At 38.3% G+C, this 17,618-nt stretch carries 17 protein-coding genes; 12 read left to right on the top strand and 5 right to left on the bottom strand.

The features are described 5' to 3' along the window. Nucleotides 1-132 precede the first annotated feature (132 nt). The 4 genes from B2X33_RS02740 (at nt 133) to B2X33_RS02755 (ending at nt 4,613) form a co-directional block, all read left to right on the top strand. Entirely contained in the window at nt 133-612 is a 480-nt protein-coding gene (locus B2X33_RS02740; RefSeq protein WP_296019821.1) for a CvpA family protein, read from the top strand. Then, nucleotides 612-1,847, top strand: coding sequence for a DNA polymerase III delta subunit-related protein (locus B2X33_RS02745; RefSeq protein WP_296667461.1), 1,236 nt, complete (start codon nt 612-614; stop codon nt 1,845-1,847). The genes B2X33_RS02740 and B2X33_RS02745 overlap by 1 nt, the downstream gene beginning before the upstream one ends. Nucleotides 1,848-2,010: 163 nt before the next feature. Then, a complete protein-coding gene (locus B2X33_RS02750) occupies nt 2,011-3,249 on the top strand; it encodes a two-component system sensor histidine kinase NtrB (RefSeq protein WP_296019816.1) in 1,239 nt (412 codons plus the stop codon). Further along, entirely contained in the window at nt 3,246-4,613 is a 1,368-nt protein-coding gene (locus B2X33_RS02755) for a sigma-54-dependent transcriptional regulator (protein ID WP_296019813.1), read from the top strand. The genes B2X33_RS02750 and B2X33_RS02755 overlap by 4 nt, the downstream gene beginning before the upstream one ends. Nucleotides 4,614-4,656: 43 nt before the next feature. On the opposite strand, the gene B2X33_RS02760 is transcribed toward B2X33_RS02755, so the two are convergent. The 3 genes from B2X33_RS02760 to B2X33_RS02770 form a co-directional block, all read right to left on the bottom strand. Continuing rightward, entirely contained in the window at nt 4,657-5,097 is a 441-nt protein-coding gene (locus tag B2X33_RS02760) for a hypothetical protein (protein WP_296667464.1), read from the bottom strand. Nucleotides 5,098-5,137: 40 nt separating this feature from the next. Further along, complete coding sequence (locus tag B2X33_RS02765) at nt 5,138-6,433, bottom strand: glucose-1-phosphate adenylyltransferase (RefSeq protein WP_296019810.1); 1,296 nt, start codon at nt 6,431-6,433, stop codon at nt 5,138-5,140. Nucleotides 6,434-6,548: 115 nt separating this feature from the next. Continuing rightward, on the bottom strand, nt 6,549-7,961 hold the full coding sequence (locus B2X33_RS02770; protein WP_296019807.1) for a putative bifunctional diguanylate cyclase/phosphodiesterase: 1,413 nt from the start codon (nt 7,959-7,961) through the stop codon (nt 6,549-6,551). A 337-nt stretch (nt 7,962-8,298) separates the two neighbouring features. Between B2X33_RS02770 and flgF the strand changes: the two genes are divergently transcribed. Genes flgF through B2X33_RS02785 form a run of 3 tightly spaced genes read left to right on the top strand, consistent with a single transcriptional unit; the run spans nt 8,299 to nt 10,459 of the window. Beyond that, nucleotides 8,299-9,093: a flagellar basal-body rod protein FlgF gene (gene flgF, locus B2X33_RS02775; RefSeq protein WP_296667466.1), complete on the top strand. Its 795-nt coding sequence runs from the start codon at nt 8,299-8,301 to the stop codon at nt 9,091-9,093. 18 nt (nt 9,094-9,111) lie between these two features. Beyond that, complete coding sequence (gene flgG / locus B2X33_RS02780; protein ID WP_296667467.1) at nt 9,112-9,906, top strand: flagellar basal-body rod protein FlgG; 795 nt, start codon at nt 9,112-9,114, stop codon at nt 9,904-9,906. Between the two features lie 19 nt (nt 9,907-9,925). After that, nucleotides 9,926-10,459: a rod-binding protein gene (locus B2X33_RS02785; RefSeq protein ID WP_349675707.1), complete on the top strand. Its 534-nt coding sequence runs from the start codon at nt 9,926-9,928 to the stop codon at nt 10,457-10,459. 3 nt (nt 10,460-10,462) lie between these two features. Here B2X33_RS02785 and pyrE read toward each other — a convergent pair whose 3' ends face one another. Together pyrE and cdd are read right to left on the bottom strand one after the other, a co-directional pair. Continuing rightward, nucleotides 10,463-11,149, bottom strand: a complete 687-nt coding sequence (gene pyrE, locus B2X33_RS02790; protein ID WP_296667469.1) for an orotate phosphoribosyltransferase — start codon at nt 11,147-11,149, stop codon at nt 10,463-10,465. Nucleotides 11,150-11,299: 150 nt separating this feature from the next. Continuing rightward, complete coding sequence (gene cdd, locus B2X33_RS02795) at nt 11,300-11,689, bottom strand: cytidine deaminase (RefSeq protein WP_296667471.1); 390 nt, start codon at nt 11,687-11,689, stop codon at nt 11,300-11,302. 104 nt (nt 11,690-11,793) lie between these two features. On the opposite strand from cdd, the gene B2X33_RS02800 reads away from it, so the two are divergent. The 5 genes from B2X33_RS02800 to B2X33_RS02820 form a co-directional block, all read left to right on the top strand. Further along, nucleotides 11,794-12,222, top strand: coding sequence for a hypothetical protein (locus B2X33_RS02800; protein ID WP_296667473.1), 429 nt, complete (start codon nt 11,794-11,796; stop codon nt 12,220-12,222). An 83-nt stretch (nt 12,223-12,305) separates the two neighbouring features. Next, nucleotides 12,306-13,400: a 3-isopropylmalate dehydrogenase gene (gene leuB / locus B2X33_RS02805; protein ID WP_296667475.1), complete on the top strand. Its 1,095-nt coding sequence runs from the start codon at nt 12,306-12,308 to the stop codon at nt 13,398-13,400. A gap of 204 nt (nt 13,401-13,604) precedes the next feature. Beyond that, nucleotides 13,605-15,311, top strand: a complete 1,707-nt coding sequence (locus tag B2X33_RS02810; protein WP_296667477.1) for a DUF5312 family protein — start codon at nt 13,605-13,607, stop codon at nt 15,309-15,311. Between the two features lie 10 nt (nt 15,312-15,321). Further along, complete coding sequence (locus B2X33_RS02815) at nt 15,322-16,245, top strand: purine nucleoside phosphorylase YfiH/LACC1 family protein (protein ID WP_296667479.1); 924 nt, start codon at nt 15,322-15,324, stop codon at nt 16,243-16,245. Nucleotides 16,246-16,275: 30 nt separating this feature from the next. After that, nucleotides 16,276-17,618, top strand: a 1,343-nt coding sequence (locus B2X33_RS02820) for a FeoB small GTPase domain-containing protein (RefSeq protein ID WP_296667480.1), incomplete at its 3' end; no start/stop codon positions are given.

Consider the following 17,618-nt stretch of genomic DNA (forward strand, 5'->3'; position numbering starts at 1 on the left):
TCTGTTTTTATCTTTAAAAGTTGCGTTGCAAACTTTCTTATAATCTGTTGTTTCTTACTTTGTTGCGAAGCAACTTAAAAAGTCAATCCTAAGACTGAAGTTTTAATATTGACTTTTTATAGGAGAAAAATAATGCATTTTGGCTTTATTGATGTAGTTTTTTTTATAATAGTTTTATTTTTTGCGATAGCTGCTTGTGCAAAAGGTTTTTTAAAGGAATTGTTCGGAAAACTTGCTCTTGTTGCTGGAATTCTTGTCGCCGTGTTTTTTTGCGGCAGTTTAAGTCCTTTTCTTGAAAAAATAATAAAAATAAAGAGCGTTTGTCTTGTTATTTCATTTATACTTTTGTTTATAGTTGTTTTTTTATTCGTAAAAATTTTGCAGACGGTTATTGCAGGAATTTTTAAAGGTGAAATCTTAAAAAGTCTTGATAAAATTTTGGGATTTGCTATTGGAATGGCCGAAGGACTTGTAATTGTCAGCGCAATTGTAATCGTGTTAAAAGCTCAGCCGTGGTTTTCTACTGATTTTATTGATAGTACATTTTTTTGGACATATTTTTCACCAATTCTTGCAAAACCAATTGTAACTTTGGGAGCGGTTTTTGTCTAATGTTTGAAAATCTTCTGTATCAGGACGCGGCCTCTCTTTTGATGCTCGATATAAAAAACAAAACACTTCCTTCTTCGATTTTGCTTTCTGGTCCTCAATCTTCCGGAAAACTGACATGTGCGCTTGAGCTTGCAAGAATTCTTTCTTGTACAGAACATTTGCCAGAAAAAAAAGGAAACTGGCTTTGCAACTGTCCTTCCTGCCGAAAGCAAAAAGAACTTGCCGGAACAAATATCATTTTGGCGGGTCCTCGTGACTGTTCCCTGGAAATTCTTGCTGCCACAAGAACTCTTTTGGACGCTGGAGCAAATAATTATTCACATTTGCCTGCTGCCCGTTACCTTTATATTCGTTCTGTTCGGAAGCTTGTTTTGCGTTTTAGCCCTGTATTGTGGGAAGGCGATGACAAGCTTTCAAAGCTTTCGCCGCTTGTAGAAGAAATAAACGAACAGCTTGAACGCCTTAACCCTGAATTTCCTGTTCCTGCGAATGAAGAGCTTGAAGAAATTACAAAAAAAGTTCTTCAGTCTGCGCAAAAACTGGAATCAATTTTTATGTACGATTCTCTTCCTATTGACCATATCAGAAAGGCTGCTTTTTGGACAAGAATGAAATCTAATGACGGAAAAAAAGTTCTTATTATAGAAAATGCGGACAAAATGAACGAAAGTTGTAGGAATGCGCTTTTAAAAATTCTTGAAGAACCGCCGGAAGATGCTGTATTCATTCTTACGACTGCGAGCCGTGGAGCCGTAATGCCGACTATTCTTTCGAGGGTTCGCACTTACAGTTTTGTCGAACGTACTCAAAATCAGCAGCGCGAAGTAATTGAAAGGGTTTTTCATGACAGCGCTGACAAGGGAAACGGGCAAATTCAAGAATATTTACAGACTTTTTTGCCAGTTTCTCCCAAAGATATAAAATCAACGGCGGATTTTTTTTATAACGGAATTAGGGAAAATAAACTTATTCAAATTAGCGAAATCGTAAAAAAATGCGAAGATTTTGAGCCGCGCACAATGTTCAAAATTTTTTTGCAGGGAATTCTTGAATCTCAAAAAAATCCGGTTGAAAAAAATGAGAATTCTGGACGAAACGCAGAAGTCGAAATAAAAAACATTCAGGCTGTAAGGCAGTGTTTTAACAATGTTTCTGTTTATAATCAAAAACCAGTTGCAGCATTGGAAAAACTTTACAGGGATTTGGCGGGAATCAGAAAGGCGAATCTGTTTTAAAACTGTCTGAACAAAAATTACGGATTGGATTATGGAGGAGGCATGATAAAAATTGCATCTTTGTAATTTTTATAACCATATTTTGCTCAAAGCGTTGCTTTCTCAAACTGTGGTTCTCGCCATCCGTGGCTAGCCGTTAACGCGGAGTTTTATTGGAGGATTTATGCAGGAATTTTCAAATCGCGTATATGAAAAGCTTTCAAAATTGTCTCCAGGGCAGATTGAGCTTTTTTTTAACGAAATAAAAAATCAAAACGAAGTTTTTCAGTCAATTTTTCAATCTCTTTCTACTGGACTTGTAAGCGTAGAAAAAAACTGGAAAGTTACTCAGATAAATAAAGCTGCTGAACGCTATCTGCCTTTAAAATCTTCTCCAGAAGAAAACCGGAATCAAAAATTTTACGATTTTATTGATGATGAAGAAATTTGTAAATTTTTAAAAGGCTGCGATGAAAATAACTGCACAAATTTGAGCGAAGAATACACGGTTTCTACGCCTGGCGGTTCTGTAAGATTTATTGAAATTTCTGTAATTCCACTTGTTCAAAATAACGAAATCTCCGGCAGCATAATAATGATTGAAGATGTAACTCAAAAGCGTAGTCAGGAAGTTTTGCTTCATCGAATGGAAACCATGGCCGGTCTTACAAACATTGCTGCAAGCGTTGCTCACGAAATAAAAAATCCGCTTGGAGCAATAAGCATTCATATTCAACTTTTGCAAAAGGCGATCAGAAAAAAGCGGGAAGGCGATGGAATGTTGCCAGATCCGAAGTTTACAGAGAATTATCTTGAAGTTGTAAACCAGGAAATTGACCGTTTGAACAAGATTGTTGTTGATTTTTTAATGGCAGTTCGTCCTGTTTCTGCAAATTTTTCGCTCGTAAAGGTAAATGCTCTTTTAACAGATTTTATTGGTTTTATAACGCCTGAATTTAACGAAAAAAAAATCAAGGTTGAATCCGAACTTTGCAAAGAAGATCCAAAGCTTTTAATTGATGAAAAACTTTTTAGAGAAGTGCTGGTAAATATTGCTCAAAACGCGCTTGCTGCAATCGAAGATCGGTTCCACGCAAGCATAAAGGCAAACGCTTTTGAAGAAGTGTTTTTTGGAAAAATTCTTATAAAAACAGAAGCAAAAGATGATAGATTTATTTTGAAAATTTCGGACAACGGCACGGGAATGAGCGAAGAAGTAAAATCCCGAATTTTTGAGCCTTATTACACGACAAAAGCAAACGGCACTGGTTTGGGAATGGCAATGTCCTATAAAATCATAAAAGAATTTTCTGGAGATATTAGCGTTGATTCGGTTTTGGGCGAAGGTTCTGAATTTACAATTACGATTCCAATTCCGCAGACGCAGAAAAAACTTTTGACTCACGATGAGGAGGGCAGATGAAATTTACACTTTTGGTAATTGATGATGAAAAAAATATCCGTGAAGGACTTGCTGCCGACTTTGAAATGGACGGCTATGATGTAAAAATTGCCGCAAACGGCGATGAAGGTCTGGAATTTCTTTCAAAAGGCGATATTGACCTTGTAATTACAGATTTGAGAATGCCTGGAACAAGCGGAGAGGATGTCTTAAAAAAAGTGACACGCGAAATGCCGGGAATTCCTGTAATTGTTTTAACAGGCCACGGTTCAATTGATGCTGCCGTATCCGCAATGCAAAACGGTGCGTACGATTTTTTGACAAAGCCTCTCAATCTTGAGCATTTGGAACTTGTTGTAAAGCGGGCGCTCAAGGGCAGGGAGCTTAGCTTGCAGCATCAGGAGCTTTTATCCGAAGTTAAGTCAAAATCGTCAGACAATATGGTTGGAAAAAGTCCTTCCCTTCAAAAAGTAAACAATCTTATAAACAAGGTTGCAGATTCAAAGATAAGCATATTGATAACGGGGGAAAGCGGCGTTGGAAAAGAAGTTGTTGCGGATGCAATTCAGCAAAAATCTTCAAGACGGGACAAGCCTTTTATAAAAGTGCATTGTGCGGCTTTAAGCGAGTCTTTGCTCGAAAGCGAACTTTTTGGTCATGAAAAAGGCGCTTTTACTGGCGCTGAAACTCTGCATAAAGGCAAATTTGAGCTTGCTGACGGCGGAACAATTTTTTTGGACGAAATCGGCGAAATAAATCCAGGAGTTCAAGTTAAGCTTTTAAGAGTTTTGCAGGAAAAAAAGTTTGAACGCGTTGGCGGAGAAAAAACGATTGAGGTCGATGTCCGTGTAATTTCTGCCACAAACAAAAAACTCGAAGATGAGGTAAAACAAAAACATTTCCGCGAAGATCTTTATTTTCGCCTTAAGGGAATTGAAATTACGGTGCCGCCATTGCGTGAGCGAAAAGACGATATTCCGCTTTTGCTAAACAATTTTCTTTCAAAATACAACAAGGAAAACAACAAGAATATAAAAGGCTTTTCTAATTCTGCAAAAAATATTCTTTTCAATTATGATTGGCCTGGAAACGTGCGTGAACTTCAGCATTGCGTGGAAAGTGCCGTCGTTATGGCGAGCGGAGATGAAATTCAGGCGGAAGACTTGACGATTCAACTGGAAAACAAAAAAAACAGTTCGGGAATTCTTGTGCCTTATGGAATTAGCCTTGAAGATGCCGAAAAAATGATTATTCTTGAAAATCTTGAATTGAACAACGGAAACAAAACAAAGACAGCGGATATTTTAAAAATCGGAAGAAAAACTCTTCACCGCAAGCTGAACGAATACGGCCTTGCGGCAAGTTCCGAGCCGGAAGAAGAATAACTTTTATCATATTAAAATGAAAAACTGCTTTTTGCGTTGTTTTTTAGTTTTTTAAGTTTTTTGCTAAAATCTTGGAAAACCACTCTTCGAGAATTTTCCAGTTTGAGAGAATCTGTTCTGTTTTTTCTTTTGTAATTTTTCTCATAATTTCATTGTCGGCATTTTTATCAGGATGAAACCGTATAATTTTTTTTCTAAACTGCTTTTTTGCGTCTTCTAAAGACATTTCGTCTGTTATGCCGATTATTGCCGCGGCTTTTTGAATTTCTGTTCCTGCGTTTTTTAGTAAAATTTTATTTTTAAGCGGATTTTTCTCATAAGGCTTTTTTTTATTCTTCCATTGAACTGAATCTATGCATATTTTTTTTTCTCTTTCTTCTTCATAAGATTTTTGTTCTATATTCAGAGAGGAATGTTCTTTTTCGTAAAAAAAATTGCCGGATTCAATCGCTTCGCTGAGCAGTTCTCCCAGTTTATCATACATAGAATCCGGCATTTTTCGTATTTCCTTTTGCTTTATTTTTTTAGATAATTGTTCCGGCAGGAATTACAGTGCCTTTTCTGATTACGACAATGCCGTCCGCAGAGTAGAAAAGTCCATGGTCGCCATCTTCATATTTTTTGCCGCTTATGTTAATCTGGCAGTTGTCGCCGATTGCCGCATTTTTGTCGATGATTGTGCTTGCAATTTGGCAGTTTTTGCCGATTCCAATGTTTGGTTTTCCGATTTCTTCATTCTTCTTTTTTGTGTCTTCTGTTTCGTAGAAGTCTGAACCCATCGTAATTACGCCATTTAACTCACTGCCGTTTTCGATTACAGAACGAACTCCGATTACAGAGTGCTTGAGCTTTGCTTTTGTAATTACACATCCTTCTGAAGTCAAAGAATTTTCAATTTCTGCGCCGTTGATTTTTGATGGCGGAAGGTTTCTCATGTGAGTGTAAATTGGCTCTTCAACGTCATAAAGGTTGAAAGCAGGATTGTATTCTGTCAAATCGAGAGTTGCATTGTAGAAACTTCTAATTGTTCCAATATCTTCCCAATAACCGTCAAAAATATAAGAATTTACCTTTTTTGTTTTGATTGATTTTGGAATGATTTCTTTTCCGAAGTCCGTATAGCTGTTGTCCAAGGCTTCTTCCATTGTCTTTGCATTGAAAATGTAAATTCCCATAGAAGCGAGATATTCTTTTTCAGGAGGAAGGTCGCCGCGTGCATTCTGAGGAATTTTCCAGTCAGAAATATCTAAATCTTTTGCAGGCTTTTCTTGAAATGCCGTAATCTTGTTTTTTGAGTCGATTTTCATAATTCCAAAGCCAGAAGCATCCTGGCGGTTTACTGCTGTTGTAGCAATAGTGATGTCAGCTCCGCTTTGAATATGGCTGTCCATAAAGGCTTTTAAATTCATTCTATAAAGCTGGTCGCCTGAAAGAATTATGTAATGCGTAGGATTAGCCGATTTAAAGTGAATCATATTTTTGCGTACAGCATCTGCTGTTCCTTCAAACCAGCCAGAATTTTCTAGTGTTTGTTCAGCTGCAAGAATTTCTACAAATCCGCCAGAAAAATTGTCGAAATTGTATGTTCTTGTAATGTGATGGTGTAAAGATGCGCTGTTAAACTGAGTAAGCAGATAAATTTTTCTGTAACCTGAATTGATGCAGTTGGAAATTGGAATGTCAACGATTCTGTATTTTCCGCCAAAAGGTACTGCTGGTTTTGAACGCTCCTTTGTGAGAGGGTAAAGTCGGGTTCCTTTTCCACCTCCAAGAATAATTGCAATTACCCTTGTTTTTTCTGTTGTGTTTTTTGTGCTCATAAGTGACTCCCATATTTCGCTGCAACATTCATTGCATTTTTTTAATATATTTAATTATAAATCTAGTTTTTTCAGTTTTCAAACAAATTTGAATCAGGATTTTATTATTGCCTGTTTATTTATGTTCATCACTTTTTTTAGCATCAGTTTTTTCGGTTTTATCCGTTGAATCATCATTTTTTTTAGAATCAAAATTATCCGGATTATCCAAAAGTTCCTTAAATTTGTTTTGCGGCATAGGTTTTGCATAGAAATAGCCTTGAACAATGTCGCAGCCCATTTTTTTTAACAGAGCAGACTGTTTTGCATCTTCAACACCTTCTGCAACTGTCGCCATATCCAGATTTTTTGCCATGTTTATGACAGAATTTATAATTATGTGTTCTTTTTCCGTATTTTGCGTATTTAAGAATTCTTTGTCGAGCTTGATTACATTTGCCGGCAAATCTTTTAAAAGACTGAGAGAGGAAAATCCAGAACCAAAATCATCGACAGAAATAGAAAATCCTGCATTTTTAATTTCGTTCATAGCTTTTAAAAGACGTTCTTTATTGTCCATCATCAGGCTTTCTGTAAGTTCAATTTCGATTTTTGAAGGCGCGATTTCGTATTTTGAAGCAATATCGTGGTAAATTTTTGCGACATCTGGATTATAAAGCTGGACTCTAGAAAGGTTGCAGCTAATTGTGAGAGGCTGTTTTTCTTTTTTATCTTTTTGAGATTTGTTCCAGCGGTCAAGAAACTGGCATACGTTTTCAAAAACGAGCAAATCGATTTTTTCAATAAAACCGTTTTTTTCAAACATCGGAACAAAATATGAAGGTGTCAAAAGTCCTCTTTTTTTGTGATTCCAGCGGACAAGAGCTTCTGCGCCGATTATTTTTTCTGTATTGAAAAGGAATTTAGGCTGGTAGTAAACGACAAATTCGTTTTCCTTAAAAGCTCTTTCCATGTCAAAAATTATATCTTTTTCAAGCTGGCTGTTAATTTCCATTTGGGAAGTAAAAACGCATATTCGCTTTGGATTCAGGCTTGATTTTCCGAGTTTTCTTGCAGTCTGCGCCTTGTCCAAAATCATCAGTGGTTCTTCGTTTGGATCTTTTATTTCGTAAACGCCGACTGAAAATTCAATTTTAAAATGCTGAGGCAAAAGTTTTTTGATTTTGCCGTTTACAGTCGTCATTGTTACGATTATGTCTTCGAGAACTGGAAGAACTGTCGACTTAATGAGGAACGCAAAGTTGTCGTTGTAGTTTCTGCACAGAAGCGAGCCTTTTGGAGCGGTTTTGCTAAAAAGTGAACCAAGCTCCGACAAAAGCTTATTTCCGTTGTCTTGACCGAAAACCTGAGTTATGTAACGGAATGAATTGATGTCGAGCGACACGAGAGAATACTGGACATTTTTTGCTCTTTTTAGAGTTTTTTTTACCTCGGCAAGAAACTTCTTTGTAGTTAAAAGTCCTGTAAGGTCGTCTCTAAAAAGACTTTTTTTTAACCATCTGACAGCAAAAATAAGTGCTGCTGTCAAAATTAACAATATAGTTATAAAAATTGATATAAAAATTTTATTCACGGTAAACCAACTGTTTTTAAGCAAAACTCAAGCCACAAAATACAAAGATAATTATAACATTTTTTCTTTAATTATTCTAAAAAAATTTAACTTAATTTAAAAACAAATTAACAATTTTCTTAACTTTGGACAAACTGGAGTTTTTTGAAAAAAGAATTAGTGCCAAAAAGCGCATTGACCGGTCAGAGTAAAAAAAATGCAGTCAAAATTCAAAATCAAATTGCTAAACTCAAAAAAAATGGTTTCCGATAATAAAAGTGTAGCGTATTTTTTTGCGTTTTTGGGAGCGAATATGATTAGAGGTTGGTACATTGGTTCGAGCGGAATGAATGCACAGCAGAACAGGCTGGATGCTATTTCTAATAATCTGGCAAACGTTGATACTGCTGGTTATAAAAGCGATATTTCTGTAAGCAAGTCTTTTCCGGAACTTCTTTTAAGACGAACTCAGGCGGACGGTGTTTATAAAACTTCCGTAGGCTCGGCAGACGTTGCTCCAATTATTGGAAAACTTGGGCTTGGTGTTGAAACAAACGAAAATTTTACAAAATTTGAACAGGGCTCTTTCCGTTCTACAAATTCTGCTTCTGACATGGCTCTTAGCGGCGAAGGTTTTTTTGCTGTTCAAACTCCAGTTGGCGAACGCTACACAAGAAACGGTAATTTCTTGCTCGGAAAAGAAGGAATTCTTGAAACAAAAGACGGTTATCCTCTTATGGGCGAAAATGGTGCAATTCACGTTGAGGACGATAAATTTACCGTAAACGAAGACGGAATGATTTATTCAAAAGATGGAGAGCTCATTGACCGCATAAAAGTTGTTCGTTTTGACAATGAGCGCTATCTCAAAAAAATGGGAAACAGTTTGTGGTCAAGCAATGATATTTCTGGGGAGGCTTATGTTGCTGAAGGCTTTGAACGTCCAAAAATGATGCAGGGATATATGGAAACAAGCAACGTAAATGTTGTTAATGAAATGGTAAAAATGATTGAAGTAAACCGTGCTTACGAAGCGAGCCAGAAAACAATTCAGAGCGAAGATTCGATGATGTCTACTCTTTGGACAAAAGTCGCTGCTTATCGTTAATTTTAGGAGGGGCAAAAAATGGTAAGAAGTTTGTGGACGGCCGCAACTGGAATGAACGGCCAGCAGTCTAATATCGATGCAATTTCAAACAACCTTTCAAATGTAAACACGACAGGTTTTAAACAGCAGCGTGTTGAATTTGAAGATCTTTTATATCAGAACGTAAAGCTTGCAGGCACTCCTGCAACAGAAGACACTGTAACTCCAGTTGGAATCCAGCAGGGTAGCGGTGTAAAAGTTGCCGCAACACAGAGAATTTTCAGCCAGGGATCTTTGCAAAACACTGGAGTTGATACGGACATTGCTGTTGTAGGCGACGGTTTTTTCCGTGTTCAGCAGTATGATGGAAGTTTTGCCTATACCCGCGACGGTTCTTTTAAGGTTGATATGAACGGTCAGCTTGTAAATTCAAACGGTTTGCGCGTTATGCCGGAAGTTATTTTACCAGAAGGTTATGATATTCACTCTCTTGTCGTTACAGATGACGGTCGTGTAAGCGTAAAAATTTTTGGCCAGAATGACCCGATAGACGTAGCTCAGCTTGAAATTTACCGTTTTCCAAACAATGCCGGCCTTGAAGCCGCTGGAGACAACCTTTACAAGGTGACAAACGCTTCTGGAGAGGCTGTTGCAGGTCGTCCGGGATATGACGGTTTTGGCGTTACAAAACATAAATTTGTCGAAATGTCGAATGTTTCTGTTGTAAACGAAATGGTTCAGATGATTGTAGCCCAGCGCGCTTACGAGTTTAACTCAAAGGCTATTCAGACAACGGATTCAATGCTCAGCACGGCAGTAAATCTTAAACGATAGTTTTTTAAGGTGAATTAAAATGATGACGGTCGGTGGAATCAGTTCAATAACAAACGGACAGGGCGCTTTTCAAGGTTCAAAAATCAATGCCGAAAAAGGAAAGTTTGAAGAGCTTGTGCGTTCAGTTTACGGAGAATCTTCTTCAATCGGAAAATCAGTTTCTTCCAGCCAGGTTTTGCCAGAAGGAAGACTGAATGGCGATTATGGAACTGGTTTTGCCAGAACTTTTTATTCCGTTGCCGACAAAAATTCTCAGCCTGTCGGAGCCGCCGCAAATCAGGCAAATCCAAACGTAAAAACTCAAGCTATTGACCGTACTTCAAAGCTCTACGAAAAATCTCTCGAACTTGAATCGTATTTTGTAAAAATGATGGTGAGCCAGATGCGCAAAACCGTCGTAAAAGCCAGTGGCGAAAGCGATTTTGCTTCAAAAATGTACGAAGACATGCTTTTTGACGAGTATTCAACTTCAATGACAAAAAATGCCGGATTCGGACTTGCTGATCAGATTTACCTTCAGCTTGCCAAAAATCCGGTTAGCGTAGAAGCATAATTTTTACTTTGCGCCGTATAAACTGTAGTAAGAATCCATTTCTTTTTTAATTTCGTCGGTAATTATTTTTTTGTCGCCTTCAGTGTAAAGGTATTCGATTACATCGTTCATAGAAACGATTGCGCGTGCAGGAAAGCCGTACTTTTCAGAAATTACTTCAAGAGCGGCCTTGTCTGAGTCAGGAGCTTTTTCCATGCGGTTGAGAGAAACAATTTCGCCGACAATTTTAATTCCGCCAGTAACTGTTTCCTGAGATTTGATTTTTGGATAAGTTTCTTCGATTGATTTTCCAGAAGTTGTAACATCTTCAATAATGACAACTCTGTCGCCGTCATTTATTTTGTAACCCAAAAGGCTTCCTTTGTCAGCGCCATGGTCTTTTTCTTCCTTGCGGTCAGAGCAATATTTAATTTCTTTTCCATAGAGATCCGAATAGGCAAGGGCTGTGACTACAGCGAGCGGAATTCCTTTGTAAGCCGGTCCAAAAAATACGTCAAAATCATCTCCAAAATTGTCATGAACGGCTTTCGCGTAAAAGTCTCCAAGTCGTTTGAGCTGTCCGCCAGTAACATAGGCGCCGGCATTCATAAAAAACGGAGATTTGCGTCCAGACTTTAGGGTAAACGAGCCGAATTTAAGCGCATTGCATTCAACCATAAAATCTATAAATTCTTTTTTGTAATCTTCCATAAAAAACTCCTGTTGATTAGTTCCTGTATTTTAACGCAGATTAAAGCAGATTGAAAAGGCATTTTTAATTTGCCGGGCATCGGGTTCCGCAAAAAATCGCTCCATTGCTTCGCAACGGCTTCGCCGCCCCTCCCATCTCTGGTGCAAAAATTACAGGCTTTCAGGACCAAAACCGTCCGGAAGAAAGTCATTCAGTTTTTTTTCTGTAAAATTTCCTTTATCGTCTGAGCACAAAACTGTTAAATCCGGGGCAAATTCGTACATAAATTGGCGGCAAAGTCCGCATGGAGTGCAAAATTGGTCTGAAGAGCCTGAGATTGCGATTTTAGAAAAACTTTTTTTTCCTTCGCTTATTGCCTTTGACATTGCAGTTCTCTCTGCGCAAATTCCGCATGGATACGAAGCGTTTTCTATGTTGCAGCCTGTAAAAATACTTTCATCGCTGCACAAAACTGCTGCGCCGACCCTGTATTTTGAATAAGGCGAATATGAATTTTTTCTTGCATCAAGCGCAATATTAACAAGTTCTTTGTCAGTCATAAATATTATTTTATAAGAAAAAGGCAGATTTGCAATTAAATTTGAAAATCACTAAGTTTTAATTTATTATAGTGTAATATATTTTTTTACAGGCGGTTTTAGATATGAAAAATACAAAAAAGAATTTTTTTTATGGATTTATGATTCTTATTTTTGCCGGAACTGCTTTTTTTTATTCCTGTAAGATTGTTGACGGAGACGAGCTTCGTGCAGAAAACGAAAATTATCTTCAAAAACTTATCGACCAAAAAGAAGACGGCGAAGAACTTGACCTTTCAAAGATAGAAGACGAATTTTCTTTAAAATCTGTAGAAATCAACAAAGCAATAACTTTGAGCGGCGGTGAAACACAATTCGACATGCAAAATATAGACATTACCGTAAATGTGCCAGGCGTGACTTTAAAAAATCTTGCAAATTTAAATAGTGTAATTTTTGGAGAAGGAATCAAAAAAGACGATATTGCATTAGAAAATTGCGACATAAAAACTTCCAATGAAGACGATACAGCCGATGACGGAAATATTGTATAAAAATATAAAAATTGCTATATTCTTCAGTGAGATTAAAAATATTAAGCAAGACTTAAAAAAACTGTGCTTTTTAGGAGAATATCATGGAAAAAACTATCGCATTGATTCCGGGAGACGGAATCGGTCCTGATGTTGTTGCCGAGGCTGTAAAAGTTCTCGACGCTGTTGCAAAAAAATACGGACACAAATGGACTTACAAAAACGTGATTGCAGGAGGAGCCGCAATCGACAAGTTCGGAAAGCCTCTTCCGCAGGATCAGCTTGACATTTGTCTTTCAAGCGACGCGACTTTGCTCGGAGCGGTCGGCGGACCAAAATGGGACAACGTCGCTCCAGAGATTCGCCCGGAAAAAGCCCTTCTCGGACTTCGCGGCGGAATGAAAGTTTTCGCGAACCTTCGCCCTGCTGTAATGTGGCCTCAGCTTAAAGATGCCTGCCCTCTCAAAGATGAAATCGTCGGAAACGGTCTTGACATTCTCGTCGTGCGCGAGCTTACTGGCGGAATCTACTTTGGAGAGCGCGGAACAAGCGCGGACGGAAAAACAGCTTGGGACACAGAAAAATATTCTTGGGAAGAAATCGAGAGAATCGTTCGCCTCGGATTCCAGTTTGCCGAGAAGAGACAGAAGCACTTGACTGTTGTTGACAAGGCGAACATCTTGAATTCAAGCCGTCTCTGGAGAAAAGTTGCCGAGGAAGTCCACAAGGAATTCAGCGATGTTGCGCTTGACTTCCTTTACATCGACAACGCTTCAATGCAGCTTGTCCGCAATCCGTGCCAGTTTGACGTTATCGCGACAAGCAATATGTTCGGCGACATTCTTACAGACGAGGCGAGCCAGATTACAGGCTCTATCGGAATGTTGGCTTCGGCTTCGCTCGGAGACGGAACAGGGCCAGGACTTTACGAGCCGATTCACGGAACAGCTCCTGACATCGCAGGAAAAGACCTTGCAAACCCTCTCGCAACAATTCTTTCAGCGGCAATGCTTTTGCGCTACAGCTTCAAGCTTGAGACGGAAGCAAAGGCAATCGAGAATGCGGTAACAAAAGTTCTTGATGAAGGCTGGAGAACAGGCGACATTGCAGGCTCTAAGCGCGATGAAGTTAAGGCGGCAGGAAAGCTCGTTGGAACAAAGAAAATGGGCGAGCTTGTTGTGGAAGCTCTTAATAAATAAAAAATTTTACAGTAGTTTCTAAAAAAACAGATAATGGACTGTCTGAAAAATTAAGGCAGTCCATTTTTTTTATCCTGTTTTTTAAAACTTATAGCTTGCGACTCTGAAAAAAAATGCTAGAATGTGCATAAAAACTGTGATATTCTGAAAATACGTTTAGTTTTTTGACTTGTTTTTTTTATTGGGGATTTTTATTGAATAATTATGGAACGAAACTCTTTTGATGCGTTGGTTTCCGGTTTAAGCGAGACTGAACGTCTTACAATGCTGGAAAAAATGAAGTCGACTGGCGAAGAAACAGTTCCGCTTTCATTTGAAGACGGCTCTGACCTTGAAGCGAAAATTCCTTTTTCAGAGCAGATTAAAAACGAATCGATTTTTTTTAGATTTTTTTTGTGGCTAAAATCTATTTTTGCAAACACTTCTATGCAGGTTCTTTACAACGAGCATAAAATTTTACAGATTGCACATTCTGTCGAAAAGAATTGTCCAAATCTGATCGATTCAAAACGTAATATGCTTCTTTCGTCTTTTTACGACAAACTTACCGAATTAAAACTAAGCGCAGATTTTTTTAAGCCCTATATTCTAATTGCAGAATCCGATGAAAATTCATTTCTTGTGTTTTTGGGCTCGCTTGTAATGAGCGAAGTTGAAGAGCGGATGAATGAAGAAGTTGATCCTTATTCTCTTTCAATGGAAAATGGTCCTCGGCCAGAACAGAGAGTGAATCTTCTTCATAAAATGGACGGAATTTTAAATGAAATTCCTGCTGACAGACGAAATTATATGTATGAAGCGGTGCGTTCCTATGAATGGCTCAAACAGTTTTCTAAATTGCCATTTGACCGTTTTATTTCGCTTTTTTCTACAATAGTTGAAAAAAATTACTGTTGCGCCTTCAGTTCTCTCGAAAACGAAATTTCGCTGTTTGCAAAAATTTTGTGCAACGGTGTAAAAATCTATGAAGAAGTTCTTGAGTCGATTTATCTTTTTTCGCGCAAAGGAACGGGTGGACGGACTCTTGATTCAATGGACGAAATCGCGGAAAAAGCAGCAGATTTTATGAAAACGGCAAAATCTCATATTTCAATGATGAGAATGTTTATTACGAGCGTTCCTTTAAAATCGATTGGAAGAGTTGTCTATTCTGATGCTGCCTGGATTCCAGAAAATTTTACCGGTGGGGAGGATTGGTTTGTCCGCTATAAAAACAACTGGCGCAAACTTTTTGAAGAAAAATGGAAGGCTTGGGGCGTTGACTGCAAAAAAGAACAGTTAAAAATTGATTTGAACAGAAATTTTGGACTTGAAACTTTTCCTCTTCTGACTGAGCGTCCATGGGCGCTTTTGTGGGGCGGAATGCCGTTCCGTTACGAACTTACGGCCGGTTTTTTGAACTGGTATATGAAAGAAAAATTTCCAGAATTTGAACTGCCTTTAAAAACTGTAATGCTTGAAGGCGATTTTATTCAAAAGGAAAACCGCTCAGAATTCAACGATTCTTTCAATAAATTCATTCAGATTTCGGTCGATTTGCAGTCTCTTAACCGGATGCTTTCTGCTGGCGGCGAATATGGAGTTATTTTTACAAAGCTTCATAGCGAACGTTTGCGCACCTTGCAGGCTCATTCTAAAATTGAGTCGATAATCCGCGGTGTTGAGGGCGATGTCCGTTCTATGCTTTCAAGATTTTGCGATGCCTGTCGAACAATGGAAAATTGTTTTACAGGAATCTTTCTTGAAAAAAAAGACAGCCGTTACGATGCGCTTACAAATCTCGCGCGGCTTGGAGAAAAAAACAACGAGGCGTTTATCGAAAGTCTAAAAAAAGCAAGACAGTCAATTGCAGACGGATATGCTATGATTCGTGAGCTTGAGCAGGTTGACAGCCCGACTTTTTCTAAATAAGGCAGAAATAATGAGCAAAGTAAATTATATTTGCGTTACAAAAAAAATCGAAGAAAAGTCGGAAGATTTAAAATTTATTGTCTTGCCGTTTTACAAAAATGGAGAGCCATTAAAAGACGGCAAAAAATGGGGAATGACACTTCTTTCTGCCGGTTCAATGCGCTTTCGCTGGAACGAAAAAAATATTTTACGAGAAAAGACTTTAAAAGCTATTGCAGAAGAATTGCATCCTCATATTTGCTCCGGGGAATGCGCGCGCGATGAACAAATATGCAATTGCCAGCGTCAGATTGTTAGCATTGAACTTATTCATTCAAAAACAGTTTTTGAAATAAATTCTCAGAGAAGTTCATTTAACAAAAAAGGCGACGGATTGATTACGGACAACAAAATGCTTGTTCCTGTGGTTACAGTTGCCGATTGCGTGCCTCTTTTTTTGTATGATTCGAAAAAAGAAGTTTTTGCAGCCGTTCATTCTGGTTGGAAAGGAACTGGAATAATTGGAGAAGCGGTTAGGCTCGCTGTCGAAAAATATGGTTCAAAAGCGGAAGATATTTGCATTGCTATTGGACCTCATATTGGAAGAGAATGTTATTGTATTGACGAAAACCGAAAAAATTACTTTTTAGAAAATTTTGGTGAATGTGTAGCAAAACTCAAAAATGAAAACTCAGATTCAATTCAAAAAACAGCAGACGGAAAACTTTTGAGTTATTCATTGGATTTGACGAAAGCAAATCTTTTTGTCTTAAAAAAGGCTGGAATTTTGGAAGAAAATATAACAGTTGCAACTGACTGCACCTGTTGTTCAAAATTTTCGGACGGAAAAAACGTATTTGGAAGTTTTAGGCGGCAGGCTGCCTTTTTGCCGGAAAGTGTTTCTTTGGACGAAAAAAGCAGGGCTATGACGGTTCAGGCGGCATTTGTTATTTAAAATAATCTTACAAACAGAAGTGAATAGAATATGGAAACTCTAAAAAATTTGGAAATTGGGAAATCGGCGGTTATCAGCAAAGTTGGCGGAACAGGAGCGTTAAGACAGCATTTTCTTGACATGGGGATGATTCCCGGCGTAAAAGTTACGATGATGAAGCACGCACCTATGGGCGATCCGCTGGAAATCCGAGTTTTTAACTACGAACTGACACTTCGCAAGGACGAAGCCGCCAAAATCGAAATTGGATATAAAGAAAAGTTTTCAGATTCTAACGCAGATTTTTCTGATTCAACAGCAGAAAAAGAAACTTCCACCGCTTCAAACGATTTGCTGACTTCCCATCCAGGACTCGGCGAAGACGGAAAATATCATGAAAAAGAGACCGAAACTCCGCTTCCAGACAGCACGATTTTAACCTATGCCCTTGTCGGAAACCAGAACTGCGGAAAAACAACTCTTTTTAATCAGCTTACAGGCTCAAACCAGCATGTTGGAAATTTTCCGGGTGTTACAATAGACAGAAAAGACGGTGTAATAATAGGTCATCCAAAAACTCTTGTAACAGACCTTCCGGGAATTTATTCAATGTCGCCGTTTACAAGCGAAGAGATTGTTTCCAGAAATTTTGTCCTTAAGGAAAAACCAAAGGCGATTTTAAATATTCTTGACGCCTCTGCAATAGAGAGAAGCCTTTACCTTACTATGCAGCTTCTGGAGCTTGATATTCCCATGGTAATTGCGTTAAATATGATGGATGAACTAACAGGAAACGGCGGTTCAATCAACATAAACGAAATGGAGAATTTGCTCGGCGTTCCAGTTGTTCCAATTTCTGCGCTAAAAAACGAAGGTGTAGACGAACTTGTTCAGCATGCAATCCATATCGCGCACTTTCAGGAAAAACCAGTTCCACAGGATTTTTGCAGCAAAGACGAGGCTGGCGGTGCAGTTCACAGGGCAATCCATGCTGTAATTCACCTTATCCAGGATCATGCCGAAAGGGCAGAAATCCCTGTACGTTTTGCAGCAAGCAAAATAATCGAAGGCGACAAAATCATTCTGAATATGCTTGACTTGGATTTTAACGAAATTGAAATGCTTGAGCACATTGTTGTTCAAATGGAAAAAGAATCTGGTCTGGACAGAAGCGCGGCAATTGCAAAAATGCGCTATTCGTTCATCAATAAAATCTGCGGGAAAACCGTAAAAAAACCGCATGAATCAAAAGAACATTTGCGCAGCGAAAAAATCGATAAAATTCTTACAGGAAAATGGACTGCAATTCCAGCTTTTATTCTGATTATGACAACTGTGTTTCTGCTTACATTTAATGTTTTAGGCGCATTTTTGCAGGGGCTTTTGGAAAACGG

The sequence above is a fragment of the Treponema sp. UBA785 genome (genome assembly GCF_002297065.1).
Taxonomy (GTDB): domain Bacteria; phylum Spirochaetota; class Spirochaetia; order Treponematales; family Treponemataceae; genus Treponema_D.

What these genes read in the sequence shown, in the direction of transcription:
- pyrE (WP_296667469.1), bottom strand. Translation starts at nt 11,149, where the DNA reads ATGGAAGATTACAAAAAAGAATTTATAGATTTTATGGTTGAATGCAAT.
- leuB (WP_296667475.1), top strand. Translation starts at nt 12,306, where the DNA reads ATGGAAAAAACTATCGCATTGATTCCGGGAGACGGAATCGGTCCTGAT.
- B2X33_RS02760 (WP_296667464.1), bottom strand. Translation starts at nt 5,097, where the DNA reads ATGTATGATAAACTGGGAGAACTGCTCAGCGAAGCGATTGAATCCGGC.
- B2X33_RS02765 (WP_296019810.1), bottom strand. Translation starts at nt 6,433, where the DNA reads ATGAGCACAAAAAACACAACAGAAAAAACAAGGGTAATTGCAATTATT.
- B2X33_RS02740 (WP_296019821.1), top strand. Translation starts at nt 133, where the DNA reads ATGCATTTTGGCTTTATTGATGTAGTTTTTTTTATAATAGTTTTATTT.
- flgF (WP_296667466.1), top strand. Translation starts at nt 8,299, where the DNA reads ATGATTAGAGGTTGGTACATTGGTTCGAGCGGAATGAATGCACAGCAG.
- B2X33_RS02785 (WP_349675707.1), top strand. Translation starts at nt 9,926, where the DNA reads ATGATGACGGTCGGTGGAATCAGTTCAATAACAAACGGACAGGGCGCT.
- flgG (WP_296667467.1), top strand. Translation starts at nt 9,112, where the DNA reads ATGGTAAGAAGTTTGTGGACGGCCGCAACTGGAATGAACGGCCAGCAG.
- B2X33_RS02815 (WP_296667479.1), top strand. Translation starts at nt 15,322, where the DNA reads ATGAGCAAAGTAAATTATATTTGCGTTACAAAAAAAATCGAAGAAAAG.
- B2X33_RS02750 (WP_296019816.1), top strand. Translation starts at nt 2,011, where the DNA reads ATGCAGGAATTTTCAAATCGCGTATATGAAAAGCTTTCAAAATTGTCT.
- B2X33_RS02810 (WP_296667477.1), top strand. Translation starts at nt 13,605, where the DNA reads ATGGAACGAAACTCTTTTGATGCGTTGGTTTCCGGTTTAAGCGAGACT.
- cdd (WP_296667471.1), bottom strand. Translation starts at nt 11,689, where the DNA reads ATGACTGACAAAGAACTTGTTAATATTGCGCTTGATGCAAGAAAAAAT.
- B2X33_RS02755 (WP_296019813.1), top strand. Translation starts at nt 3,246, where the DNA reads ATGAAATTTACACTTTTGGTAATTGATGATGAAAAAAATATCCGTGAA.
- B2X33_RS02800 (WP_296667473.1), top strand. Translation starts at nt 11,794, where the DNA reads ATGAAAAATACAAAAAAGAATTTTTTTTATGGATTTATGATTCTTATT.
- B2X33_RS02745 (WP_296667461.1), top strand. Translation starts at nt 612, where the DNA reads ATGTTTGAAAATCTTCTGTATCAGGACGCGGCCTCTCTTTTGATGCTC.